The 25,634-nt window shown below is 62.5% G+C and carries 24 protein-coding genes; 10 read left to right on the top strand and 14 right to left on the bottom strand.

Going from position 1 to position 25,634, the window contains the following annotated elements:
* Positions 1-90: 90 nt before the first annotated feature.
* Both RY1_RS00820 and RY1_RS00815 read right to left on the bottom strand, forming a co-directional pair.
* On the bottom strand, positions 91-1,290 hold the full coding sequence (locus RY1_RS00820; RefSeq protein ID WP_072801632.1) for a serine hydrolase domain-containing protein: 1,200 nt from the start codon (positions 1,288-1,290) through the stop codon (positions 91-93).
* Positions 1,290-2,060, bottom strand: coding sequence for an SDR family NAD(P)-dependent oxidoreductase (locus RY1_RS00815; protein ID WP_072801631.1), 771 nt, complete (start codon positions 2,058-2,060; stop codon positions 1,290-1,292). Before RY1_RS00815 ends, RY1_RS00820 begins: the two co-directional genes overlap by 1 nt.
* A gap of 214 nt (positions 2,061-2,274) precedes the next feature.
* Between RY1_RS00815 and RY1_RS00810 the strand changes: the two genes are divergently transcribed.
* From RY1_RS00810 to RY1_RS00790, 5 genes are all read left to right on the top strand, one after another.
* A complete protein-coding gene (locus RY1_RS00810) occupies positions 2,275-3,234 on the top strand; it encodes a PDR/VanB family oxidoreductase (protein WP_072801630.1) in 960 nt (319 codons plus the stop codon).
* A gap of 152 nt (positions 3,235-3,386) precedes the next feature.
* Positions 3,387-4,652 (top strand): cytochrome P450, encoded by a 1,266-nt coding sequence (locus tag RY1_RS00805; RefSeq protein WP_072801629.1) that lies wholly within the window; start codon positions 3,387-3,389, stop codon positions 4,650-4,652.
* A 77-nt stretch (positions 4,653-4,729) separates the two neighbouring features.
* Complete coding sequence (locus tag RY1_RS00800) at positions 4,730-5,464, top strand: FadR/GntR family transcriptional regulator (RefSeq protein WP_072801628.1); 735 nt, start codon at positions 4,730-4,732, stop codon at positions 5,462-5,464.
* Between the two features lie 101 nt (positions 5,465-5,565).
* Positions 5,566-6,279: an SDR family oxidoreductase gene (locus RY1_RS00795; RefSeq protein ID WP_072801627.1), complete on the top strand. Its 714-nt coding sequence runs from the start codon at positions 5,566-5,568 to the stop codon at positions 6,277-6,279.
* Positions 6,276-7,064 carry a crotonase/enoyl-CoA hydratase family protein gene (locus RY1_RS00790; protein ID WP_072801626.1) on the top strand — a complete coding sequence of 263 codons (789 nt, stop codon included), beginning with the start codon at positions 6,276-6,278 and terminating at the stop codon, positions 7,062-7,064. Before RY1_RS00795 ends, RY1_RS00790 begins: the two co-directional genes overlap by 4 nt.
* Before the next feature lie 69 nt (positions 7,065-7,133).
* On the opposite strand, the gene RY1_RS00785 is transcribed toward RY1_RS00790, so the two are convergent.
* Positions 7,134-8,126, bottom strand: coding sequence for an SMP-30/gluconolactonase/LRE family protein (locus RY1_RS00785; RefSeq protein ID WP_084727072.1), 993 nt, complete (start codon positions 8,124-8,126; stop codon positions 7,134-7,136).
* 402 nt (positions 8,127-8,528) lie between these two features.
* On the opposite strand from RY1_RS00785, the gene RY1_RS00780 reads away from it, so the two are divergent.
* From RY1_RS00780 to RY1_RS00770, 3 genes are read left to right on the top strand one after another with little or no spacing between them, the layout of a single operon-like run.
* Complete coding sequence (locus RY1_RS00780) at positions 8,529-8,828, top strand: 2Fe-2S iron-sulfur cluster-binding protein (RefSeq protein WP_072801624.1); 300 nt, start codon at positions 8,529-8,531, stop codon at positions 8,826-8,828.
* The gene (locus tag RY1_RS00775) at positions 8,825-10,102 is read left to right on the top strand and encodes an NAD(P)/FAD-dependent oxidoreductase (RefSeq protein ID WP_072801623.1); all 1,278 of its coding nucleotides are present in this window, start codon (positions 8,825-8,827) and stop codon (positions 10,100-10,102) included. Before RY1_RS00780 ends, RY1_RS00775 begins: the two co-directional genes overlap by 4 nt.
* Complete coding sequence (locus RY1_RS00770; protein WP_072801622.1) at positions 10,099-10,635, top strand: HtaA domain-containing protein; 537 nt, start codon at positions 10,099-10,101, stop codon at positions 10,633-10,635. The genes RY1_RS00775 and RY1_RS00770 overlap by 4 nt, the downstream gene beginning before the upstream one ends.
* Before the next feature lie 161 nt (positions 10,636-10,796).
* Here RY1_RS00770 and RY1_RS00765 read toward each other — a convergent pair whose 3' ends face one another.
* From RY1_RS00765 to RY1_RS00745, 5 genes are all read right to left on the bottom strand, one after another.
* Positions 10,797-12,017: an ABC transporter substrate-binding protein gene (locus tag RY1_RS00765; protein WP_072801621.1), complete on the bottom strand. Its 1,221-nt coding sequence runs from the start codon at positions 12,015-12,017 to the stop codon at positions 10,797-10,799.
* A gap of 100 nt (positions 12,018-12,117) precedes the next feature.
* Entirely contained in the window at positions 12,118-12,843 is a 726-nt protein-coding gene (locus RY1_RS00760) for an ABC transporter ATP-binding protein (protein WP_072801620.1), read from the bottom strand.
* Positions 12,840-14,636 (bottom strand): branched-chain amino acid ABC transporter ATP-binding protein/permease, encoded by a 1,797-nt coding sequence (locus RY1_RS00755; RefSeq protein ID WP_072802205.1) that lies wholly within the window; start codon positions 14,634-14,636, stop codon positions 12,840-12,842. Before RY1_RS00755 ends, RY1_RS00760 begins: the two co-directional genes overlap by 4 nt.
* A gap of 2 nt (positions 14,637-14,638) precedes the next feature.
* Positions 14,639-15,508 (bottom strand): branched-chain amino acid ABC transporter permease, encoded by an 870-nt coding sequence (locus tag RY1_RS00750; RefSeq protein ID WP_072801619.1) that lies wholly within the window; start codon positions 15,506-15,508, stop codon positions 14,639-14,641.
* Positions 15,509-15,521: 13 nt separating this feature from the next.
* Positions 15,522-16,751, bottom strand: coding sequence for an ABC transporter substrate-binding protein (locus tag RY1_RS00745; protein WP_072801618.1), 1,230 nt, complete (start codon positions 16,749-16,751; stop codon positions 15,522-15,524).
* A 204-nt stretch (positions 16,752-16,955) separates the two neighbouring features.
* Between RY1_RS00745 and RY1_RS00740 the strand changes: the two genes are divergently transcribed.
* Both RY1_RS00740 and RY1_RS00735 read left to right on the top strand, forming a co-directional pair.
* Positions 16,956-18,086: a helix-turn-helix domain-containing protein gene (locus RY1_RS00740; RefSeq protein WP_169914534.1), complete on the top strand. Its 1,131-nt coding sequence runs from the start codon at positions 16,956-16,958 to the stop codon at positions 18,084-18,086.
* Between the two features lie 101 nt (positions 18,087-18,187).
* Positions 18,188-19,825: a flavin-containing monooxygenase gene (locus RY1_RS00735; protein ID WP_072801616.1), complete on the top strand. Its 1,638-nt coding sequence runs from the start codon at positions 18,188-18,190 to the stop codon at positions 19,823-19,825.
* A 124-nt stretch (positions 19,826-19,949) separates the two neighbouring features.
* On the opposite strand, the gene RY1_RS00730 is transcribed toward RY1_RS00735, so the two are convergent.
* The 6 genes from RY1_RS00730 to RY1_RS00705 form a co-directional block, all read right to left on the bottom strand.
* Positions 19,950-20,723: a hypothetical protein gene (locus RY1_RS00730; protein ID WP_072801615.1), complete on the bottom strand. Its 774-nt coding sequence runs from the start codon at positions 20,721-20,723 to the stop codon at positions 19,950-19,952.
* Positions 20,724-20,768: 45 nt separating this feature from the next.
* The gene (locus tag RY1_RS00725) at positions 20,769-21,683 is read right to left on the bottom strand and encodes an SDR family NAD(P)-dependent oxidoreductase (RefSeq protein WP_169914532.1); all 915 of its coding nucleotides are present in this window, start codon (positions 21,681-21,683) and stop codon (positions 20,769-20,771) included.
* Between the two features lie 139 nt (positions 21,684-21,822).
* Positions 21,823-22,815 (bottom strand): phosphotriesterase family protein, encoded by a 993-nt coding sequence (locus tag RY1_RS00720; RefSeq protein WP_072801613.1) that lies wholly within the window; start codon positions 22,813-22,815, stop codon positions 21,823-21,825.
* Positions 22,812-23,789 (bottom strand): oxygenase MpaB family protein, encoded by a 978-nt coding sequence (locus RY1_RS00715; RefSeq protein ID WP_072801612.1) that lies wholly within the window; start codon positions 23,787-23,789, stop codon positions 22,812-22,814. Before RY1_RS00715 ends, RY1_RS00720 begins: the two co-directional genes overlap by 4 nt.
* 10 nt (positions 23,790-23,799) lie before the next feature.
* Positions 23,800-24,597 carry a coniferyl-alcohol dehydrogenase gene (locus RY1_RS00710; RefSeq protein WP_072802204.1) on the bottom strand — a complete coding sequence of 266 codons (798 nt, stop codon included), beginning with the start codon at positions 24,595-24,597 and terminating at the stop codon, positions 23,800-23,802.
* A 37-nt stretch (positions 24,598-24,634) separates the two neighbouring features.
* Entirely contained in the window at positions 24,635-25,588 is a 954-nt protein-coding gene (locus RY1_RS00705) for a C-terminal binding protein (protein WP_072801611.1), read from the bottom strand.
* Positions 25,589-25,634: the final 46 nt, after the last annotated feature.

The raw sequence follows: 25,634 nt of genomic DNA, 5'->3' as shown, positions 1-25,634 counted from the left end.
GCGAGGTCGAATCTCGTTGGCTAGGCAAGGCGTCCACATAACGGGTTCGGGCAGCGACGATTTCGCCTGCTACGGACTGTTCACGAAGGCTTATGATCGCTGTTGCTGACTGCTGTGCGATTCGACGATGCGCTCGACTGCGGCGACGATCGCGGCGAATGGATGTTCACCCATGACGCTGCCATCGGTGAACAACCGGTTATGCGTGAGTCCGACGGCGTAGCCCTTGTCGATGTCAGCGAATCCGATCGAGTTACCGAGGCCTGCGTGGCACAGCACGCCTGGTCCGTCACCGAACACTGTTCCGCCATGCCAGAATCCGCCTGCTCCGAGTGGCGGCGACCATCGGTTTCCTCCGACGAGAACCATATCCGGAATCTCGCTCATGTCTCGCGGGCGCAACAGATCACGCACGCGGGCCGGCGAGAGCAGACGTCGTCCGCCCAACTCTCCCTCGCCCGCAAGAAGTGCGAACAAGCGGACGACGGCGGACGCCGAGGCGATCCCGCCGGTACCAGGCAGGCAACCCTGCCACACGTCGTGACGGTTGTGCACCGGCGCATCGAGTCCTATGGCAGCGGGTTTGGCCGCAACGCTGACCTCGGTCGCGCCCTCGACTGCCACTCCCCCTGGGCCCTCGAGGTCGGAGACGAGAACCCCGACACGCGGAATGTCCTCGGGACGGATCCCCATCCAGAAGTCGTCGATCCCGATCGGGGCGAAGATCTCTTCTCGGACGAATCGTCCGAAGGGACGCCCCTGTGGATCTGTGCGGCGCACGACCTCGCCGACCAACCAACCGAAGACGATGGCCTGATAGGCATTGACCGTCCCGGGTTCGAAGTAGGGCCGGAAGTCCTCGATCTGGTCGATCATCCAGTCCCAGTCGCACATCAGCTCCGGCGTGACGGTCGGCGGCATCTGAGGGATACCCGACTGGTGAGCGAGGACGTGGCCGAGTGTGATTCGGTCCTTGCCGTGTCGCGCGAACTCGGGCCAGTACGCAGCAATCGGCTCGTCGGGATCGATCAGGCCACGTTCGATCTGAACGTGCGCGGACACCGCGGTCGCCGCCTTCGTGACCGAGAAGATCGGAAACAACGTGCGCGCGTCGACCTGCCTGCCACCGGGGTCGGCGATTCCCGCGCTCGCCTCGGCGACAAGATCGCCGCCGACCGTCACGGCCACCTGAATTCCGCGCTCACCCAGCTCGATCGAGCGGCCGAGCGCGTCACGAAGAAGCGCCGACGAGGAGGATCTGGACGTCTCCTCTTTCTGCGTCGACGCCATCAGTCCCTCAGGCTGAGTCCGCCGTCGACGTTCCACGACTGCCCATTGACCCACTCGCCGTCGTCGGACAGCAGATATGTGACGATCGCGGCGATGTCCGACGGTGCACCGAGTCTCGGGCTACGGATCCGGCTCATGATCTCCGCGTGCAGCTCGTGATGGTTCATGCGTTTCTGCGTCTCGCCGATGACCATTCCCGGCATGACGCTGTTGCAGCGAACTCCCTCGCGGCCCCACACAGTTGCCACATGGCGGCTGAGGGCGTTCACACCCGCTTTGGACGCCGAGTAGGCGACTCGATTGTTGAGCCCGTTGAAGGCAGCGCCGGACGAGGTGTTCACGATCGAGCCTCCACCGGACTCGAGCATCAGAGGCAACGCGACTTTGATAGTGCGTGCATATCCGAGCAGATTGACGTCGAGAACCCTCTTCCAGATCTCCATGTCGGTGTCGATGGCGGTCAGGTCGTTCTTGAACACAGCGGGCGTCATTTCTGCGCCGACGTTGAAAAGGCCGTCCACGCCGCCGAGGAATCCAGCGGATTCGGTGATGAAGGCCTCGACCGAACGGTCGTCGGACAGGTCGAACTCGATTGCGGTCGCTTTGCCGCCCGCGGCGACGAGACGATCGGCAGTCTCACGAGCGCGTTCGAGGTTGACGTCACCGATGGCGACGGCTGCGCCCGCCTCCGTCAGTCGCTCCGCCGTCGCGGCGCCGATACCGGTCGCTCCGCCTGCCACGATCACTCTCTTGCCGGTCAGACCCTGCATTTTTCCTCCATGTTTCGTCCGCCGCACGACTGCCGCGACTCGATGCTCACAAATAAACTAGACTTCCGGTATCGAAATTAGATCGACGTTCGGACTCGGCCTCACGCTTCCAGGAGTACCGTAGCGCTGCGATTCCAATCATTTCTATCATCAAAATATTACGAGCACCTCGGATGTCCCGATTCGACATGTGTCCCGAAGGAAGGAAGAACACGTGGCCTCGACCGAAACCCGCTACGACACGCTTCGAGTGACACAGGCAGAACTCGTCGCGGACGCGATCGTCCTGGCACGTTTCGAATCCCCGACTGCAGCTCCCTTGCCGCCGTGGGAACCCGGTTCGCATATCGAGATCGTGCTCCCTTCCGGGCTTGTACGCCACTATTCACTGTGCAGCGATCCCGATGACCCCTCGCACTACGAGATTGCCGTGCTGCGTGAACCTGCTGGACGTGGCGGTTCGGCAGAATTCCATGATGGCGTGAGCGTGGGATCGGACATCTCGGTGGGTCTGCCTCGTAACAACTTCACCCTGGAGCCCGCCACCGAGTATTTGTTCATCGCCGGCGGGGTGGGAATCACCCCGATGCTTCCGATGATTCGCCGCGCAGATGCCACGGGAACTCCATGGCGCCTGGTGTACGGCGGACGCACACGAGCCTCCATGGCGTTTCTCGACTCCGTCGTGGCCCTCGGTTCCGATCGCGTCAGCGTGTTCGCCGACGACGTCGAGGGGCGTCCGAATTTCGCTGCGGAAATGGGACGACTGGGCGCAGGCGCCGCCGTGTACGCGTGCGGTCCGACGCCGATGCTCGATCTGTTGACCGAGCTGCACATCACCCAGGGCGTTGCCGCAGAACTGCACATCGAGCGTTTCGTCGGTGAGTCGGCGGGAGATATCACCGGCGAGACGTTCGAGGTTGTCGCCACGCGATCCGGCGTCTCGGTCACCGTCGGCACCGACGAGTCGATTCTGACTGCACTGCGCCCGCTCGTATCCCATATTCCATTCTCGTGCGAGGACGGATACTGCGGCACGTGTGAGACCGCAGTCATCGAGGGCACGGTCGACCACCGTGACTCCTACCTCGACGACGACGAGCGCGCGGCAGGCGACACCATGATGATCTGCGTGAGCCGCTGCACCGGATCACGCCTCGTCCTCGACCTGTGACGGAACGGCGCGGAAATTCTGAATCTTCGCAGTAAATGATTTACACTGAAAGAGATCGCCCGCTGTGATTGGAGTCATACAGTAGGCGAGCTGGACAGTAGGCGAACAAGTCACCATGCTTCACCATAGAACCCAGTAGGGAGATCGAGCGCATGAGTATCGATGTCAGCACGGATCTGAGTGCCATCGACGAGCTGTTGATGGACCCGGACTGGTACGGGTCGCTGGATTACCTCAGCGCCTTCAAGGAGCTGCGCGATTCCGATCCCGTGCGCCTGGTCAACGCCTCGAACTACGGGCGCCCGTTCTGGGTCGTCTCCAAGTACGAGGACGTCAAGTGGGGATTGCAGAACTCGCAGCTGCTGAGCAACCGCGAGGGGGCCCGGATGCCCCGCGTTCCGTCCCGCACCACGGCCGAACGCCGTATGGAAATGGGTTACGACACTCGACTGGACTACCTCGACGACCCACTGCACTCGGTGTATCGACGCCCGTTGAACAAGCACTTCAGCGTTCCCGCCGTCAAGCGCCTCGGCACCGACATCGCCTCGTACGTCAACGAGATCATCGACAAGATCGACGACAACGTCGATTTCAACTTCGTCGACGACGTTGCCGCTGCGCTGCCTGTCATGGTGGTCGGACGGTTGCTCGGGGTGCCGCGAGAAGAGTGGGACTATCTGCAGTTGACCGCGTCACGCGTCATCGAGTCGCACGACGCTCGGTTCATGGTCGACAACGACCCCTTGACGACATTCAGGAACGCCTACCAGGAATTGCTCGAATACGGCGAGCGACTCGTCGCCGATCGACGTGCGAACCCGAAGGACGACTTCGCAACGATACTGAGCCAGATGAAGGCCGATCACGAGCTGCTGAGCCCACGCGAAGCACGCCAGGTCGTCGTGGCGCTCATCCTCGGCGGCTTCGACACCACCCGCCATGCGCTGAGTGTGGGCACCTGGCAGCTGTTGTCCAATCCCAGCCAGCGTCAGGCGATCCTCGACGACCCGTCACTGGTGATGGGCGCCGTCGACGAATCGATTCGATTCGCCAGCCCGGCACGCAGCCTGACGCGTGTCGCCAACGAGGACTTCGATTTGCGCGACAAGCGAATCCGCTCCGGTGATTGGGTGTCGCTTCTGGTGATTTCCGCGAACCGCGACGAGACGCAGTTCGAACGCCCGCTCGAGTTCGACGTCACTCGCACTTCCAACGAGTACTTGTCCTTCGGTGAGGGAATCCACAAGTGCTTGGGCCGCAACTTGATCCGCCTCGAACTCGCCGCGTGCTACCCGATCCTGTTCTCACGCATGCCCGAGCTGAGGCTCACCGGCGAACCCCGCTGGCTCCGTGATACGGCCGTGTCGGGTTTTGCGAACGTCCCGCTGCACTCGGGCAAGATCGTCAGGACCTAGGGCGCGGCACCGGGGCAGAACCAGAGCCGATGTCCAAACCGAACGGGCACACCGGGATCCCCCCTCGCGTACCTCGCATGGCCGAACTAGTGGCCGCTCAACTACGAAAACGCATCATCGGCGGGGACTTGCACGACGGTGACGAACTCCCACGCGAAGCGGATCTCGTGGAGGAATTCTCGGTCAGCCGTCCAAGTCTTCGCGAAGCTGTCCGCATTCTCGAAACCGAGGGCTTGCTCCGCATCCGGCGGGGCAAGCTCGGTGGTGCAGTAGTACAGGCCCCGACTTCCGAGAGTGCCGCCTACCACCTTGGACTCACGCTGCAATCGCGCGCTGCCACTGTCGCCGACGTCGCAGCCGCGCGTGAGATTCTCGAACCCATGTGTGCGGGTCTCGTCGCCGGGCTGGTCGGACCCGCCCGACAGGACGCAATCGACACGCTCGACGCACTCGTCGACGACAACACCGTCGAGATCGGCAAGAGTTACGAATTCACCTCGTGTGCACTCCAGTTCCACAAAGCCATAGTCGAACTGTGCGGCAACACCTCGATCTCGATCGTCACCAGCGCACTTGAGTCGGTGTGGAGCTCTCAGGAGCGTCAATGGGCAGTCCGACGTTCGGCCGGTGGAAACTACCCCGATGCCCGATATCAACGTGGTGTGGTCAAGGCACATCGACGCGTTGTGTCGTTGATCGCCGCGGGCGACGCCTTGGGCGCGATCGAGGCAATGCGTGAGCATTTGCAGAAGTCGCAGCCGTATGTCGGCGATCAAGGAGCATCGGTCGAGGTTCTGGAAAGCGACATCTGACCGCTACCTCAGGCGACCACCTTGTCCGCCTACACAACCCTTATCATCTATATATATAGTCTAATTCATCATCACTTCCCACACTCTCAAGGAGGCCGCGCATGAGCCGACGCGCTATTGTCGCCGGCGCCACCGGTGGTATCGGGGGCGCATGCGCCCGCGCCCTACACGCCGAAGGCTACGAACTCGTCCTCAACGCTCGCCGCGAGGTCGAACTACAGACCATCGCCGATGAATTGGGAGCCACTGCCGTTGCAGGCGATTGCGCCGACGAGGCCGTCACCGCACGCGTCGTCGACGCGGCAGGCGAGATCGACGTCATCGTGCATTCGGTCGGTGTGCTCAATCCGCAGTCGTTGACAGAGCAGAGCCTCGCGGACTTCGACAACGTCATCCGGGTCAATCTGCGATCGGCCTACGTGTTGGTGCGAGCGAGCCTGCCTGCGCTGCGTCCGGGCGGACGGATCATTCTGATCTCGTCGATCGCGCCCAAGCTTGCGATGCGTGGCACCGGCGCCTATGCCGCAGCGAAGTCCGGCATGAACACACTCGCAGCTGTATTGAGCAACGAACTCGAACGGGACGGGATCAACGTCCACGTCGTCTCGCCCGGCCCGGTCGAAACCGGCATGGTCGAGGACACCGTCAAGCCCTACGCGTCCCTCACCAGCGAGGATGTCGCCGAGGTGGTGCGCTGGCTCACTACGCTTCCGCCGTACGTGCAAGTCGGCGAGATCGACGTCCGCGCAGCGGCCAGAGGGCCATACGGACGAATCCCCGTCGGCGGCTCCTCCAACAACGAGGCATCGGCATGACCAACATCCCCGAGACGGGCGAGTTCGTTCGTTACGAGATCGCCGAGCACATCGTGACCATCACGATCGACCGTCCCAAGGCACGCAACGCTGTCGACGGCCCTGTGACGGACGGGCTCGAAGCGTCCATCGATGCGTTCGAGGCGGACGACGACGCCTGGGTCGCCATCATCACCGGCACTCCCCCGGTGTTCTGCGCAGGCGCCGATCTGCGTGCAGTCGGGCGCGGCGAAGCCGCACTCATGCAGACCGAGCGTGGTGGATTCGCCGGAATCGTCAAACGCGACCGGACCAAGCCCTTGATCGCTGCGGTCGAGGGCCCAGCCCTGGCCGGCGGTGCAGAGATTGCGCTCGCGTGCGATCTCATCGTTGCGGCAACGAACTCGACCTTCGGGATCCCGGAAGTCAAGCGTGGCCTCGTCGCCGCTGCGGGTGGCAACTTCCGCCTCGGACGAAAGATCCCGTTCAACCTCGCCATGGAAGCCGCATTGACCGGCGACCCGATCGATTGCGCGACCGCCGAGCGGCACGGGCTGGTCAACGTGTCGGCCGAACCCGGTCAGGTCCTCGAGGCCGCGCGCGCACTTGCCAGGCGAATCACTGCCAATGCACCCGTGGCGGTCCGCGCGACCAGGGCAATCGTCGTCCAGGGCACCTGGGCCGACGACTCGGTCGGTTGGAGACTGAGCCGCGAGGGCACTGATGCGGTCAACGCGACCGAAGATGTGCACGAGGGTGTCGCCGCATTCCTCGAAAAGCGTCCACCTCGGTGGACCGGCCGCTGATCCGATCGGTTTCGTGACATCCGAGCGGAACCCGCGTGTCGAAGATCGGTTCCGCTCGGACGTGTCAACTCACGGCCGCGTGGCTCCTCCGCTGTAACCGACATCGACAGACCAGATACTGCCCGCATTGTTCAGTACCGACTCGGCCTGGTCTTCGACGGCCGTACCCACCGTGACATAGAGAGTGCTTCGACCCGGTCCGCCGAGCAGACACGCTGAACCGAGGCCTTGTTGCAGCGGGATGAGCACCGAATCGGTGGCGATGCCCTCACCCGAGAACCGAACGACGCGCCCACTTCCCGGCATTGCGACCCACACTCCACCTTCGTCGTCGAGCGAAATACCGTCTGGCAGAGAAGGACATTCGACAAAGTCGCGACTCCCGCTCAGCTCACCGTCATTCGACCGATCCATCACGACGATCCGATTCGCGAATGCCTCGGCTGTGTAGACCTGACGGCCGTCGGCAGAAATCGCGATACCGTTTGCGCCCAACAGCGGCCTGGCGGAGTTCATTTCGGTGGCGTGTCCGGTGGAGTCGACAAGAATTATCGGAGACGGCACAGGATCGCCGCCGGCGAAGTAGTCGAATCCCAACTGCGTGACGTATGCGGATCCGTCGGCTGCGACGACCATGTCGTTGATCGGGAATGGCGCCACTCCGGTCAGATCCGCGTAGACCGAAAGCGACGTCGAATCCGGCCCATCGTGAACCAGCAACAACCGTTCGAACATCGATACGACGATCAGACGGCCATCAGGTAGCCACCCGTATCCGCCGAGCGCAATGGGCGCGCCGGCAGCGTCCGCCCGGCCGGACGCATCGATCGTGACAGTGACATTCCCCGACTCGTCGACGACTCTGAGCGTGCCTGTGTACATGTCGGTGAACCACATCCGACCGTTGTGCCACCGCGGGCACTCCGGCCACGAAAATCCTGTGGCCACCGAGCGCGCTTCGTGTTCTCTTTCCCCGCCTACCGCAATTTCGGATACGACAATCTCGGATTCGCCCAACGCAAGTCCTCCCTGGGATCGAACAGCAACCGTCAATGTAATCATTGAAAATATTAACAACGACCACTCGATTGGGTCGTCGATTCGACACAGCCACGACGCGCCGTCGGATCGGCACTCGCGCTCCGCCACCCGACAAGCCGGAGCCCGATCGACCGACAGTATGCTGAGGATCCACTCGAGGAGATTCCGATCGGATCTCACCGATCGTCGACAACCCGAGTGCCGAGCCGCTCCCGTGCTGCCGCCGAGCCGACCACTCGTCTTTAAACTCTCAATCTTTACAATCTATTGGAACCGACCTACGATGAGTCACGGGCAATACTCATCGCGCTTGCATCGACCATGAGCACGGTTGGCCGATTGCTCGCCCAGCCTGTCAGCGAGGGCTTGGCGAGTAAGTCGAGCACCGAGCCCAGTTTGAAACTGATATAGGAGGATCGTCTCGTGGTGAAGGTTCTGTTCAGAGTCGACGACCAGGTCGTGACCGTCGAGGGCGCACCAGGCGACTCCATAATGCAGGTCGCCACGCAGCACCAGCTACCGAGGATCGACGGCGAGTGCGGCGGTGAGCTGTCCTGCGCCACCTGCCACGTGTACCTCGAAGAACCGCAAGGGTTCAGCCCCGCGTCCGAGGAGGAAGAGGATCTCCTCGAACTTGCCGAGGACCGCACCGACGCCAGTCGACTCGGATGTCAGCTCACCCTGCGCGACACCATGACGGAAATCGAGGTCACAGTTCCGTGACAACCGCCTCGGACTCGGATCGGCAGCTCACCTTCGATGTCGTCATCGTCGGCGGAGGGCATGCAGGCGCACACGTCGCAGTAGAGCTCGTCAGCCACGGATTCGACGGCACGATCGCCATCGTCAATGCCGAGGACATTCCACCGTACGAGCGACCACCCCTGAGCAAGGCCTACCTCAAGGGTGAAGCAACTCAGGACAGTTTGCTCATCCGCGACGCGGAGTACTGGGTTGAGTCCGGCGTGAGCCTGCTTCTGGGGCAGAAAGTCGTCCGGATCGACCCAGCCACCAAGTCTGTCGGCACCGACGGAGGTCTGTCGATCACGTACTCGACGCTCGTGTGGGCTGCAGGTGGTTCCGCCCGCCGTCTGGGAATCGAGGGAGAAGACCTTGCCGGAGTGCACAATCTGCGCACTCTGGAGGATGCCCACGACATCAAGGGATCACTTGCCTCGGCCGAGCACTACGTCATCGTCGGTGGCGGTTTCGTCGGATTGGAGGCCGCCGCGGTGCTGAGCACTGCAGGCATCCGCGTGACGGTGCTCGAGGCCCAGGACAGGCTGCTGGCCAGGGTGACCGGTACCGCTGTATCCGAATACTTCCTCCGCAGGCACACCGAAGCCGGCGTCGACGTCCATCGCAACTCTCAGGTGACCCGGATCGACGGCCACAACGGGCAGGTCACCGGCGTCACCCTCGCAACCGGAGAGCAGATCTCCGCAGACCACGTCCTCGTGGCAGTCGGACTCGTGACCTCGGTCGCTCCCCTGCTCGACGCAGGCGCGGCCGGCATCGGCGCCGTGGATGTGGACGGTTTCGGCAGGACGAGCATCACGGACATCTTCGCCGCAGGTGACTGCGTCACCTTCCCCTACGACCGACACCCCGCAGGCAGGGTGCGTCTCGAGTCGATTCAGAATGCTGTCGAACAGGCCAAGGGTGTCGCGCAGTCGATCATCGGCAATGCTGTCGCGTACGACCCGCAGCCATGGTTCTGGTCCAATCAGTACGACATCAAATTCAAGACTGTCGGCCTGGCCCTCGGTTACGACGCCACAGTCGTGCGAGGTGACCCCAGTTCCGGAAGCTTCTCAGTGGTCTATCTGGACGGCAGCATCATCGTCGCGGTCGATACCCTCAACCACATGCGCGACTACGTCGGTGCCCGCACCGCCGTAGGTCGCCACGTCGACGTCGACAAACTCGCCGACGACGCACACAAGCTCAAAGACATCCTCGTCGAGGATCCAGCCACCACGGTCCCTGTCCCGTGACTGCCGGCGTCGGTGCTGGCGATTCGAGTCCCTCCGACCCGCTGCGCCCGTCCAACCCACTGCGCCTGTCCGACCCACTGTGGCCGTCCGAACAGACAACGCTGCATTGGGCTTTGCGTAGCAGCTTCACCGAGTATGTCGAGTCGATCGACGACGGCAAGATCACCCGCCGCGAAGTGGGTGTCGACGCCGAGTCACGGTTCGTCTTCGAGGGCGTAGCCACCACACACAACGCTGGACTGGCCTTCCGAGGATCCGCACACTTCTGGGCTCACTTCGGCGTGATGGACTTTCACCTCGGCGACATCGAAATTCTCTTCGACGACACCCCTCGCATCACCATCGCTGCGCAACCTCGCCGTGAGGGGCGTGCAACAATCGCGGAGCTGGTCGGACCTGCTGAGATCACCGATTCGTCCGTGACACTCGGTGCCCGGCTGACCGAGGCCGGCGTGAGCCTGCTCGGCGGCGTGTACGCCGTCGGCGAGCTCCTCGATCCAATTCACATCGTCCGCAACAGCCCTCCCGTGTAATTCTCGGCATCTACGGTTCGGCCCAGCGTTGCCCCTTCGACCCACGGACTTCCGTTCGGTCCAGGGATTTCCGTTCGACCCCAGTGCCTTTCGGATCAGTACGACTCTGGCGACGAGGATGTCATGTCCTCGTCGCCAGAGTCGTACCGAGATACTCGTGATCAGTTCGCGCTGGGCAGAAGGCTTCCCATGTCGTCACGTGGCCCGGCAGGCGCATAGGCGTACTGGCCGTAGACCACGTAGTGGTTGTCGCTGTCGATGCCGAACGACGGCCCTGGTGTCTGGAACCACAGCGGCGCGTCGGTCGTCTTCAGTTCGTATGCCGCTGCTGCCAGATCGTCCGGATCGGTCGATCCCGCCTTGTCGAACAGACCCTGCGTGAACGCCATGGCACTCCACCCTGCTCCCAGCACGCCCATCGGCAGCACCGGATCAGGCATCTCCGCCTTGAATCCGGTGACGAACTTGTCGAATGCCTCGGTGTCTCGCGTCGGGTCACCTGCGACTCCGTACGGCACCTCTTGCAGCGTCACGCCTTGCAGATTGCTTTGACCACCGGCAACCGATACCAGATCGTTCGCCGTGGTGACGACGTCCGTGTACGTCGGCACATCCCAACCGAGCTTGACTCGGTCCTTGAAGATCGCCCCCACCAGAGGACCCTGTATCCCTGGTACGACCAACACCTGCGGATTGCCGGCCTGCAGCTTCGACAACGCCGCTGTCGCATCGACTGTCGAGGCTTCGAGTGCTTGCGAATCGGTGATGGTGATCCCGGCAGCAGCTGCTTCCGACTCCAGCGTCTTCAGCGTGGACTGCCCGGCCTCGTTGTTGACCGTCACCACCGCGATGGAGGTCTTACCCTCGTCCTTCAGGTGTCCCAACAGCGCCGTGATGCTCTGTGCCGGAGTGTTCGACACACCGTAATTGAGCGGGTACTCCTCCGGCTTGTTACCTTCGGTCGAGGTACCGGTGCTCACCGTCGGAATGTTCGCGCGCGCATAGATCGGAAGCGTCGGAATGCTCGTCATGCTCGCTATCCCGGGAATGACGACATCCGGTGTGTCGTCACCGTTGACGATCGACTGCGCAGCGTTGACAGCTTTGGTCGGTTCGCTGCCATCGTCGATCGTGGTGACCTCGACCTGACGACCCAGGATTCCGCCATCGACGTTGATCTGCTTCACCGCGGCGGTCAGCGATGCCGTCACCGCGGCCGCGAACGGAGCCAGCGCACCACTGGTGGAGGTCACGTAGGTTACCCGGAACGGTTGCGACGCGTCGTCTCCCGACCCTGATCCGCCGCTGTCGTCCGAGCTGCATCCAGCGAGAGCGAACAGGCCGACTGTCAATACAGCTGCAGTGATTTTCTTGACTTGCATTTGTCGAACTCCAATGATCGAGGGAGGGACGTCGAGCACATCCCATGGACGAATGAATCGGACCGAACAGGCGGCACAACACAGTGATTCGAGAGGGCCCTCAGGTGGTGTAGACGAGCCCGGCCAATCGCTCGACGGTGAGACTGTCCGCCGGCTCCGAGAGCACGACCCGGCCTCCGTCGAGTACGACGACGTCGTCGGCGACTCCACCGAGCATGTCGGCCACGAGTTGTTCGACAAGAAGGATCGCGATTCCGTCCTTCTTCAAAGTGCCGATCAGATCGAACACGCCATCGATGACCGACGGTGCCAAACCGCTCGACGGTTCGTCGAGCATCAACACCTTCGGCCTGCTCATCAGTGCCTGCGCGATTGCCAGTGACTGTTGTTGTCCGCCACTGAGATCCCCTGCCATCTTCGTGCGGCGTTCGGCGAGCATCGGGAAGCGCTGGTACATCTCGTCGATGAGTGCCGCCGATTCCTTGCGGCTCGCGCCCTGCGAGAAGGTGCCGACTTTGAGGTTCTCCTCGACCGTGAGCGGACGAAACACCCGCTTGCCCTCCATGACGAGGGACAAACCGAGCTTCCCGCGGCGGTGTGGCGGAACCGTGGTGATGTCTCTGCCGCCGAGAAGAACTCTGCCCTGGGTAGGCCGGAGCAGGCCTGTGACGCCGAGCAGCAGGGTCGACTTGCCTGCACCGTTGCGTCCGACGAGTGCAAGAACACGCCCCGGCATCAAGTCCAGGCTCGCGTCCCACACAGCGGTCAGATCTCCGTAACCGACGCGGAGCGATTGGACCGACAGCAGCGGTTCGGTCGCGGTCATGATACCTCCGGCGTGGGTCTACGGCGACCGAGGTAGGTGGCTACCACCTCGGGATGGTCTCGAATCTCTTCGCTTGTCCCACTTGCCAATACAGCACCCAGATCCATCACGAAGACCTGATCTGCAAGGCCGAGAAGGAACGAGACGTTGTGCTCGACGATCACGATGGTCGCCCCGGCATCACGCGTACGGCGCAGCAGGTTGTCCAACTCACCGAGCGCCACGTCGTCGAGACCCGCAGCAGGTTCGTCGAGCAGAACCACATTGGGCTCTCGCGCCACGGCCCGAGCCACCTCCAACAGACGCCTGGTACCGAGCGGCAGACTCTGCGCATCCTGGTCGGCGAGGTGTAGCAATCCGGCGAAGGACAGGGCTGCTCTCGCGGCTTCCAGATCTGCGCGGTGAGCCGAACGGAACGACGGCAGACGAAGGATGGTGGACACGAGGCCGACCCGTCCCGCCGTGACACGGCCGGAGACAACAACCTCGAGGACTGTCATGCCTCGCGGAATCAGCGGGGTCTGGAACGTGCGGCTGACTCCTCGCCGCGCAACAGCGTGTGCCGGTTGGCCGCCGAGCGGTTTTCCTCCTAGTTCGACGGTGCCGTCCTCGACCGCGACGAATCCGGAGACAGCGTTGAGGAGAGTGGTCTTTCCGGCACCGTTGGCACCCATGACGGCCGTGATCTGCCCTGGTTCGGCAACGATTCCCGCACCGTCGAGCGCACGGACCCCACCGTAGGACTTGACGATCCCGTCGACCACGAGTTGTTCGCCCGGAATCGCGAGGGCAGGAGCGTCGCCCAGCAGCGCTGCTTCCACGGGCGAGGCGGGCGCAACCCGCCTGAGCAGCTTGCCGGTTCCGAGTCGCAGTACGCCGGCAAGGCCACTGGCGAACAGCACTCCCACCAGCAGCAGGAACACGCCGTAGACCAACAACGAGTATCGGTCGAACGCCGACGCCTGCAACGGTCCGAGAACCAGGATCAAGGCACCGAGCGGGGCGCCGTAGACACTGGACACACCACCCACCACAGATCCGGCAAGCACCGCGATTGCGAGCGACAGTGTGAACGTATCCGGCGAAACGAAACCGTTGAGTTGCGCCATCAGGCATCCGGCTGCACCTGCAGGCAGACTGCCCATGATGTAGGCGTACATCCTCTGGCGGTACACACTGAGGCCGAGCGAGGAGGCCAACTGAGGACTCTCGCGCATGGCGATCAGACCCGCACCTCGTCGCGACAGAATCTGATTCCGCATCACAACGAGCCAGATCAGCGCCACCACCATGGCGAAGATGTAGAAGCCTTCCCATTCGAGCTCGGAGCCGAACAGGGTTGCCGACTCCGGCATCACCAAGCCGATCAAGCCGCCGGTCTGCGATTCGAACACCTGAATCAAGCTCGGCACCAACAGCACCAAGAAGAAAGATGTAATCGCAAGCGACCAGTGGCTCAACCGGATCGAGGGAATTCCGGAAATGAATCCGACCACTGCCGCTGCGGCCACCGAGAGCACAAGCGCAAGCAGGATGTCGGTGTGGCCGTGCACGTTCAGTATCGCGGTCGTGTACGCACCCGCGGCAAGCATGGCGATCTGTCCGAAAGCCAGTTCACCGCCGTAGCCGAATGAAAAATTCAGGCCGGAAATGACGAGTGTGTAGATCGCCACCAGCGCAAGCTCGCGCTGGTCACCGTGGCCGGTGACCACGAGGGAACCGCCGATGAGCAGGGCCCCGATCAGCGGCGGAAGCCACCAGCCGAACCCTGGCCTGTGCAGACGAGAAAGCATGATCACACCGTCCGGAATTGTCGGCCACCGAGAATCCCGGCGGGCCGTAACAGGAGAATGGACAGAAGCACGACGAAGAGCACGACGAGTTCGTATTCGGCTCCGATGTAGCGACTCGTCAAGACCTGAATGACGCCGATGACGAGTCCTCCGACGAGAGCCCCCACGTAACTGCCCATCCCACCGACGGCGAGGCCGACGAACCCGAGGATGACCAGTGAATTTCCGAGGTTGATGTTCGCCGAAAGTTTGGCACCGATGAAAACACCTACCGCACAAGCGAATGCGCCTGCCAGTACGAATCCGGTCGTCTTGAAGCGAGGCGCGTCGACTCCGCGGGCCACGGCCAGATCTCCGTCCGCTGCAATTGCTCGTCCCGCCATCCCCCAGCTGGTGCGTCGTGCTGCGTAGTGCAGCGACAGGCCGACCACCAGGGCGAGGGTGATGAGCACCAGATCGATGACACTGACCGAGCCGCCGAGGATATGGAATATCTTGTCGGCGTTGGGAACCGATACGGGAGCCGGCGTGCTGCCCCAGATGACGAGTGCGAGACCGTTCAACGCAACCGAGAAACCGACCGTGGTGACCAGGACCGCGTATCCCGCGTTCGGACGCTTCCGGAGTGGCCGAATAGCGATGATCTCCTCCAGATAACCGAGGGCAGCACCGACTATCAACGTGCCGGCGACGATCACGACGAGCGGCAGGGACGTCTCCGACAGGCCCCAGTATCCGAGAAATGCTCCCAGCATGACGAATTGAGGCTGCGCGAAGTTGAACACGTCGGACGAGGTGAGCACGATGGTGAACGCAAGTCCGACGAGGGCGTACACAGCACCGGTCGCAAGACCGGCCCACAGTAGTGTCATGTTCTGTCCCTGTTCACTCGGCCGCGACGGTGAGACTGCCTGTGCTGTCCCGCGGGCCCGCCGGCGCATAGACGTAGGAGCCGTAGTCCACGTAGTGGTTGTCCGGCGACAATCCGAGCGACGGCCCGGGCGTTTGGAACCACAGCGGCGCATCCTCGGTCGTCAGGCTCTCGGCCGCTGACTTGAACTCGTCGGGGTCCGTGGATCCTGCTGCGTCGAAGGCGCCTTGAATCAACGACATCGCGCCCCAGCCTGCAGCCAACGCGCCCATCGGCAGGCCCGGCTTCGGATCCTGTTCCAGGTACGCGGGTAGGAATTTGCCGAACGCGTCGGTCGCCTGCAGAGGATCACCTACCACGGCGTAGTGAAGTTCCTGTTCGACAACGTTGTTCAGATTCTGCGATCCACCGGCCAGGGTGACGAGATCGGTAGAGGTGGTGGTGACATCGGTGATCGTGGGAATGTCCCAGCCAAGCTTGGTGCGGTCCTTGAAGACAGTTCCCGGCAGCGCACCGCCGAGTCCGATCACGACGAGAGCCTCAGGGTTGCTCGACTGCAGCTTCGAGAGCGCCGCGGTCGCGTCGACCGTAGAGGAGTCGAGGGACTGTGAATCGGTGATCGAGATCCCTTCGGCCTCAGCGTTCTGTTCCAATGTCGCAAGCGTCGAGCGGCCGGTTTCGTTGTTGGCAGCGACGACTGCGATCGAGGCAATGCCCTCCTCTTTCAGGTAGTCCGTCAGGCCCTTCATGCTCTGCGCGGGTGTATTGGAGACGCCGAAGTTGAGGGGGTACTTCTCGGGATCGTTACCTTCCGACGCTGTCGCGATGGACACCGTCGGAATGTCGGCCCGCGCGAAGATCGGCAAGACCGGAATTGTCGATGCACTGAAGTTCCCCGGAATGACGACGTCGGGCAACACGTCCTCGTTCACGATCGACTGTGCGGCATTGACGGCCTTGGTCGCCTCACCGCCGTCGTCGACGATGGTGACCTCTACCTGGCGACCGAGGATTCCGCCCTCGTCGTTGATGACGCCGGCCGCAGCCTTCACCGCAGCGGTGTGGGCTATTGCGAACGGTGCGAGCGGTCCGCTGACAGACGCGATGAAGGTAACTCTGAAGGGCTGCGCCGCGTCGCCGGGCGACTCGGTGTCGGACTCCTCGTCCGACGCACATCCGGTAAGCGCGACGGTGGTCGCAAACACGAGTGCGAGCAATCTGACGGCAGTGTTCTTGGCAGGCATGATGCTCCCAGATCTCAGAAGGACACACGTAGAACTTGATCTTTTGAATGATTGCGATATTTATAGCAGACCAAGTAGTAGGATGTGAAGCGCCTCACAATGAGTTTCCTCAGCCGGTATTGTCCGATAGCGACGATCGGCACGCGAGAAAGGATGCGGGACAATGGTGCAAAGTTCTACGATGTCGACACACGGTTCGACGTCGTGACCGTGCACAGCAGTCCCGCTGCGTACTCACTGATGGACACCGACCCGTTGGACACCGACCCGTTGGACACCGATCCGTTGAACACCGCATTTCGGCGTATAGACGAGTGCGCGTTGGAGCCGACGACGGACGTCAAGAAGGTCGTCGGGTGCGCGGCGGCGTCCCTCGGGTTCTCCGTGGGTGTCCAGGCCCCGTCCACCGGACGACTCGTAGTCGACCCGAACGGTTCGGTCGACACCACCGACACAGCCGAAATCGGCAGGCGCTACCTGGGTTCCGAGATATCGGTCTGGATCGCGTCCATCGATGCGCCAGCGGTGGACGCAAACCAGACCGATATCGAGCGAATCGTGGCCCATCTGGCGACCGTGGTACTCGTTGCGGAGGCGCGATGGGAGCCACGCGGCGCATCGGCCGATGTCAGGCTTCTGGTCAGTCCTGACGCCTCGGACCAGGAGCGAGCGAGCGCTCTGAGGCGACTCGGTCTCGGGTCCACCGGGGTACTGACCGCGTTGGCTCTGTTCGGCGACAGCGCGGGCGTCGACGAAGTGGTGCGTCAGATACGAGCGACCGGCTCAGGAGCGCATCACGCTCTCATCGATCGGGTGCACATCGTCATCGCAACCTCCTTCGACTCAGTGGACGAACTTGTCGTTCCGATCGGACTTCGCGGCGGTATCTCCCGTCCCACTTCACCTTCGGGACTTGCCGAAGCCTGGCGGCACAGTGTCAATGCGTTGCGGTTCGCGATACCGAGCGTGCGTTCGGACAAGCCGCCGGAGGGCGGCACATCCGTGATAGTTCCCTCGAGCAGGTTGGGCGCGTACGAAATTCTCGCCGAACAACTGACCGCGCGTGAACTCGCGAGCAATCCCGACGTCGTTCGGCTGGAAGAACTCTGCAAGCAAGTCGGATCCGACATCATCCCGACTCTGTTGGCAGTCGCTTCCCACGATTCTCTGCGCAAGGCCGCCCGCGTCGTACACATGCATCACAACTCGGTGGGCCATCGAGTCGAACGAGCCGAGAAGATTCTCGGTTTCTCGTGCACCGAACCGTACGGACGCTCACGTCTGTTGCTGACTCTGACGCTCCACCGACTTCTCGCATCCCACGCCCTCTTCTGAACAGCTCGCCGACTGGCGAGTTCTCTGCGCCGACTGCCCGCTGACGAATCGAGCCAGGTAGCCGAAGATCGAGAAAGAGGAACACCACTGAAGGAGAATTCGTGACCACGTCACCCGAAGCCGATCCGACTGTCGACGCCGTCATCATCGGTGCAGGTTTTGCAGGGATGTACGCGCTTCGTCGGTTTCGCGACGAGCTCGGCCTCGATGTCCGCGTGTTCGAGCGTGCCAGCGACGTCGGGGGCACCTGGTTCTGGAATCGATACCCGGGAGCCCGGTGCGATGTCGAGTCGATGTACTACTCGTACTCGTTCTCGGAGGAACTGGAGCAAGAGTGGGACTGGACCGAGCGCTACGCAACTCAGCCGGAAATCCTTGCCTACGCCAACCATGTCGCCGATCGTTTCGCCCTGCGAGAGACCATCACGTTCGACACCTCCGTCGATTCCGCCGAGTTCGACGAGAGCGAGAACACCTGGGTGGTTCGCACCGACACCGGCGAAACGGTGCGGGCGAGATTTCTGATCTCCGCCGTCGGCTGTCTGTCCTCCTCACGTGTCCCGGACATCGCGGGATCGGCTGATTTCACAGGCGAACTACTGCACACGGGGCGGTGGCCGCACGATGGCGCCGACCTGGCAGGCAAGCGTGTCGCGGTGATAGGAACCGGGTCCTCCGGTGTGCAGGCGATCCCCGAGATTGCACGGACAGCAGGACATCTCACGGTCTTTCAGCGGACACCACACTTTGTCATTCCTGCGGGGAACCGCCCCTTGGCTCCAGCTCACGTCGCGAACATCAAGTCGGATTATCAGACGCTGCGCGAGGAGTGCAGGCACTCGTACGGAGGCACCATCGTCGAACTGCCGATCGGCAGCGCCCTCGAATTCGACGAGTCCGCCAGGCGCGCAGAAATGGATCGTCGATGGTCCGTGGGCGGCACGGACGTCATGGCCACCTTCACCGATACCAGTGTGAACTTGGATGCCAATACGATTCTTGCCGACTATGCACGTGAGCAAATTCTGGCGTACGTCGACGAACCCGAACTTGCGGCGCACCTGACCCCGAGGGACTACCCCATCGGCGCCAAGCGCATCTGCCTCGGGACCGACTACTACACGACGTTCAATCGAGAGAATGTCACGCTCGTCGATGTCCGTGACACCCCGATCACAAGGCTCACACAGGCCGGCATCGTCGCCGGTGAGCAGGAATACGAGTTCGATGTCATCGTCTTCGCCACCGGTTACGACGCCATGACGGGTGCTGTGCTCGCGATCGACATCAAGGGTGTCGGTGGTGAATCTCTGCGGGATGCATGGGCCGCCGGACCGAGAACTCTGCTCGGCCTGTCGACTGCGGGCTTTCCCAACCTTTTCTTCATCACCGGCCCAGGCAGTCCCTCTGTCCTTGTGAACGTCATCGTGTCCATCGAGCAACACGTCGACTGGATTCACGACCTGATCGCTCACGTCGCGCGCAACGACATTGCACGAGTCGAAGCACAGCCGCAGGCTCAGGACGATTGGGTGGACCACGTGAACGAACGATCGAAGAGGTCGTTCCTCACCAAGGTCGCAAACTGGTACCAAGGCGCGAACGTCCCGGGGAAGCCTCGGGTCTTCATGCCCTACGTCGGCGGAATGGGCCCCTACCGACAGTCGTGTGACGAGGTAGCAGCCGCCGGTTATGCGGGGTTCACCCTGACACCGGCACTCCAGTCCGCGCCCGCGTGAGAGCACGGCCCAGAACACCGGCGAACACCTGACGCACCAGATCAGCACATCATGAAAAGAGCCCCCATGCGGCGCTGTTCGCAGCCGCATGGGGGCCCGGATCGGGTAGGTCGGATCCTCGGGATCAGACCTCGCGGAAGAGACTTCCGCCGACCTCGGCCATCGAGACATTGCCTGCGACGTCGGCGCTCATCGCCTTGGCCTCCGGGCCACCGGGCTCGAACGTGTTCGCGAACGCATCGTCGAGATCGGCGAGATACATCAGGTCGATGATGCACAGGTCGGTGGTCGATGTTCCCGATGCCTCTGCTGCCAACTTGTTGAACTCGGGAGCGATGTGCAGCTGGTGGTAGCCCGCCTGCCCGACATACGCCTTGCGGTGGTCGTTGCCGTGCCGAATCCACCAGTCGTTGAACTCTTCGATCGACAGGTGATCCTTGCGGTCGAGTATCAGGAGCATCGAGTACGGTCCGCCGCCCGGGATCACCAGGTTGGCCACTCCGAACAGAGTGAGCGAGGCCGAACGATCCACGACGTCGTCGAGCGAATCGAGCGCACCTGTGCTCGCGGCGAGCAAGCTTTCGAAGTCGGTGTCTTTCGGGTCGAAGTTCTCCAGATCCAGCGAGACATATCCATCCCACGAGGTCACTTCGACCCCCGCCGGACGGAATCGACCGCTTACGTCTTCCTGACGCTCCTCGACCTGCACGCCTGCGCGCGCCGACAGCGAACCGATGCTCACACCCGACGGCCTCTCACTGCGCCACGTGGTGAGTGCCTGCTCGAAGGCCTCCTTCGAGGCCGACGACTTCTTACGGAGAACGAAAAGGATGCGCGGGCGATGCGGGTATCGGTTGCCGAGAACGGGATTCAACTCTGTCGGAATGTTCAGTGACATGGAAACGACCTCTACGTGTGATCGGGTTGGGTGATGGAAGTACCGCTACTGCTGACCACTGGCCAAGCCCGCGTGGTCGCCGTACACATGCGATGCTTCGAGTCCTTCGAGCGTCGGAACTCGCAATACGTACAGCTCGTCGCGCACGACACGTTCTGCCTGCGCGACGATCTCCGACTCGTCGTAGTGGACGGAGAAGAAGCGTCCGGACACCGCGTCCGCCTTGCCGGACGACAAGAAGGAGCACAGTTCGGCCGTCCGCTCCGGCGGGTACCACCCACTCTCCTCCAGCTCGTGGCCCGCCGGGTAGAGCCACGGGAGACCTTCGGGCGGATCGGCGGCCAGCTCTGCACGCGAGGAATACATCGATCCCGTCAGCGCGGACACGACATTGCCCGGTGTGATCGTGAAGATCGACACTCCGGTGCCCTCCAATTCGAGGGCAACCTGCTCCGAGAAACGCAGCAGACCGGTCTTCGACACACCGTACGGCACGATGAACGGCATCCCGATCATGCCGGCCCCGCTCGACACATTGATGATCCGACCACGCCCGGCGGCAACCATGCTCGGCAGCACCAACCTGGTCGCGAGCATCGCGCCGATCAAGTTGATGTTCACGCCACGGACGATCGCCTCGGGCTCCAGGTCGACAAAACGGCCGTTGGTGCCGGGAACACCGCCGCCCGCGACATTGGCCAGGATGGACGGCGGACCGAAACTCGTCTCGGTGAATTCGACGAGAGCCCGCACCGAATCGACGTCGCCGATATCGGCTGTCGTCGACACGGCATGTCCGCCTGCGGCTTCTATGATCGAAACAGTCTCGGCGACCTGGTCGGGCGAGCGCGCCGTGACGACAACCGACGCACCTTCCGCGCCGAGGCGAATCGCGACAGCCCGTCCGATACCTCGACCGGCTCCGGTCACGATGGCAACTTCGCCTTCGAGTTGGTTCATGTGTTCCTCTTCCACTGTGCTGGTGCTGCTTTCACCTGAACCGATCAGCCTTGCCATCATGAGACAAGGGACTGATCACCAGGGATAGACCTCTGTCGCGTGCCGACTCAGGGAACCGAGAAACTGTTCACCGACTGCGTCAACGTGCGATGTTGACGAACAGCGATGCGGGTGCAGTCACCATCATCTTCTCTATCTCGGCCTCGGGCAGACCCTTTGCCCGTAGAGCGGGCAGGATGATATCGCTGATGCGGGTGGGAACCCATGACTTCAAGGCCTCGACCTTGTCGAGCGCACCCGGCTCGGACCAATCGGAGTAGAGCACGACGTCGTGCGAGAGCACGATGCGATGAGCCCGGCCCTCCCCCGCCAGCGTGACGAGTGCATCGATGCGCTCTTCCTCCGACGCCGTACCCGGTATGAGGTACAGGCCGAACCTGTCACTGCCGACGATTGCACCCGCGTCGATGATTTCGCGCAGATAGTCGAGATCGGTGGTGTCACCGCTGTGCCCGACCACAATCGTCCGTACATCGGCACCCTCCCCGGTCAGTATCTCCAGAGCTTTCGCCGACTGCCGGTCCGCGGGATGCGTGTGCACTGTGATGGGCGCGCCGGTCTCTGCCGAGGCTTTTCCAGCCGCACGAAAGATACGTTCGATGTTCGGCGTGAACCCGGCTTTGTCGACGGCAACCTTGATCGACTGTGCCCGGACTCCCGAGTTTCCGACTCCAACGGTCAAGTCCCGCAGAAACATCCGCGTGAGAATGTCGTCGGAACTGTTGGTGAACCTGGAGGTCGACGCGATGTGGTGAGGCAGATAGTCGAAGGTGTAGATGCCGGTCGAGACGATGATGTTGAGGTCGACCCGGTCGTTGACCTCCTTGAGGAAGTCCATGTCCCTGCCGTGGAGGATTGCAGTGCAGTCCAGCACGGAGTCGATCCCCCGGTCACGAACCGCCTGCAATTTCTGCACGACGTCATCGACGACTGCGCTGCGTTCACCACCCCACGCGAGCTCGGGGTAGAACCGTGCGAACTCGGAATCGGTGAAGAGGATGTGTTCGTGTGCGAGCGTCTGACCGAGGGCGTCGAGGGCTACGGGCCCACGGACCGTGTCGACGGAACTCATGACTGGCCTTTCTCTGCCGTTTCGGCATGTGCGTCCACCGGTGTTGCTGCATCTGCCGTCGCTGCCGGCGTTGCGTGCGCTGCTGGATCCTTGTGCTCTTTGAGGTGCGTCCCGAGGGTTTGGATGGACCACCCGTTCGGATAGATCTTGTCCCTCAGGTCGGACAGCGTCGTCGAGGTGTACGAGTCGGGCTTCGGGTCACTCTTGCCGAGCGACTTCACGAATGCCGTGGACAAGCCCTTCCGCAACCGAGAGGGAACAGGCAGACCACATGCCCTCAGTATTCGCGGGTCGACCTGGGCGGTCAGAATCGGATTGATGATTCGCTTGAGCGGCCCCGGCACGAGGGTAGGCATGAATGTCATCAGCGCATCGGTCAGTGCCTTGTTCTGGGGTTCGAACGTGGCCTGGGTGTCCAGGTAGTGATTCCAGAACGCTCGAACACCGTCCATGGTGTCCGGCATCGGATCGTGCGAGCCGAATGCCCGGGCTTCGAGCGTGTAGTGCCTGAGCACTCCCTCGCGCTCGATGTCGGTGACTGGGCGCCATCCGAAACGCTCGGCCAGGTCGAGCGACGTCGCCGGCACGTCACACCCGACTGCGACGAAGTCCTGGGGGTGGATGTCGTACTGACGGTGCATGGCGTTGACGCGTCGTGCCGCCTCTCGCCCGTCACCTGTGTTGAGCCCGTTCTGCATCACTGCCGCGTTGAACGTGGCGGTGTCGACGTATCGCTTCGCCGTGTGGTGCTCCAGCTGCCTCGAGGCACTGAGAATTCGAGACATTCGAGGAGCCGAGTAGGTGAACAGAAGACCTGCGACACCCTGAACGACCATGACGGACTGGAAGTCGGTGTAGAACAGCTCCGTTATCTCACGAAAGTCGGTCTGCGGGTCGAGCGTCTCGATCTTGCGCAACCGCACGAACTTGTCGTCGGTGCCGAGCCACGTCTTCGCTTGTTTCGATGAGCTCATCAGGCTTCTCCTACTCGTTCCAGAGGGCGCCGGACACGGACAGGCTCGCCCAGAAGCCGCCGTCCACGGCGATGTCGGCGCCGTTGACGTAGGACGCGCTGTCACTGCCCAGGAACAGTATCGGGCCCACCTGCTCCTCCGCGGTCGAGCGTCGACCGCTGGGAAAGGTGACCGGATCGATCGACGCCGAGGTGAACGCGTCCTCGATCGCCTCCAGCATCGGTGTCTGCACCGCGCCTGGACTGACCGTGTTGATTCGGATCCCGCCCGTGATCAGCGTTGCCGACTGCACCATCGTCCACATGTTGAGCGCTTCTTTGCCGAACGAATAGGCATGTCCTGCAGCCTCTTCGTTCTTCTCGTACCAGGCCGCACCATCGGAGAACGTTTTCTGGGAGACAAAGTCGATCAGCAGCTCGCGTTTCTTACGCCAGCCGTATCCACCGTCGGAGGAGACGTTGACAATGGCGCCGCCCTCGGACATGTTCGCGACGACCAATTCGGTCAGCAGGCGAGTTCCGAGATAGTTCACCTGCAGGATCTCGATCGCCGGGAGCATCGGCACCGCGCCTGCGCAGTTGAACAGTGCGTCGACGTGGCCGCCGATCCCGCTCACCGCGGCCTCGATCGAGGCAGGGTCGGTGAGATCGAGCGTCTGGAACGACGCGACGTCGACCTCCGGCTTACGTCGACCGGCGCCGTGTACTTCTGCACCGAGGTCGACGAGGGCTTTCGCCACCGCGGCGCCGATACCGGACGACGCTCCGGTCACTATCACTCGCTTGTTCTCGTAATCGGGGAAATTCATCGATCGGCTCGTCTCCATGGTCTCGGTGATGCAGGGCTCAGATGCGGTTGACGGGATACGTGGGCGCCTCCCCCTTGAGCACCCGAGTCACCTCGTCCAACGATTTCGTGAAGGTCTCGCCCATCGATTCGGTGCTGAAATGTGCCGCGTGTGGGCTCAACAGAACGTTGTCGAATTCGAGCAGACGACTGGTGGTCGGTAGCGGCTCGATCTCGAACGTGTCGATGCCCGCTCCCGACAGGTGTCCCGATGCCAGCGCATCGGCAAGTGCGTCCTCGTCGATCAGGCCGCCACGCGAGACATTGACGACGACAGCGCCTTTCGGCATCGTCGCAATGGCCGCGGCGTCGATGAGGTGGCGGTTCTCGTCGGTCAACGGGATGTGAATGGACAACACGTTCGACGTGGCGATCACCTCGTCGAGCGGCAACCAGGTGACACCGCGCTCGGCAGCGGCATCCGCGTCGATGAACGGGTCGTAACCGACTACCTCGTAGCCCGCGGCAGCGACCACGCGCGCCACATGGCTACCGATTCGGCCGAGTCCGAGAATGCCCACCCGCTGGGACTCGGGTCGGCGCAGTGTCATCCCGATCTTGAAGTTCATCGGCACGCCCGCGCGGACATCCTGGTCCCAACGCTTCAACTGACGGGTCAGCGAGAAAATCATCGCGAGGGCATGGGTTGCCACCTCGCGATAGTTGGCGTCGGGAACGTTGGTGACGTGGATTCCCTTGGCAGTGGCAGCAGGAATGTCGATGAAGTCGACTCCGATGCCCATCCTGTGAATCACCTTGGCTTCGGCCAACTCTGCGATCAGCGGCTCGCGGATGTTCTCGACCCCCACGATCAGGGCATCGGCATCGCGCGCCACGGACAGGATGCCTTCTGCGGTGGTGTCGGGTGCGTTGACGACCTCGGCAAGGGCGAGCAGGTCGCCTGCGACCCGCGGGTCGAGCTTCATGTTCGGATTGGTCAGAACGACTTTCATGAAATCTCCGTCGAATAGTTGAGTCGTGTGCGGTGGGCTTGTCCAA

Origin of the sequence: Rhodococcus yunnanensis NBRC 103083, from assembly GCF_001895005.1 — a bacterium.
GTDB lineage: Bacteria > Actinomycetota > Actinomycetes > Mycobacteriales > Mycobacteriaceae > Rhodococcoides > Rhodococcoides yunnanense.
This window is presented reverse-complemented; position numbering and strand designations above follow the sequence as displayed.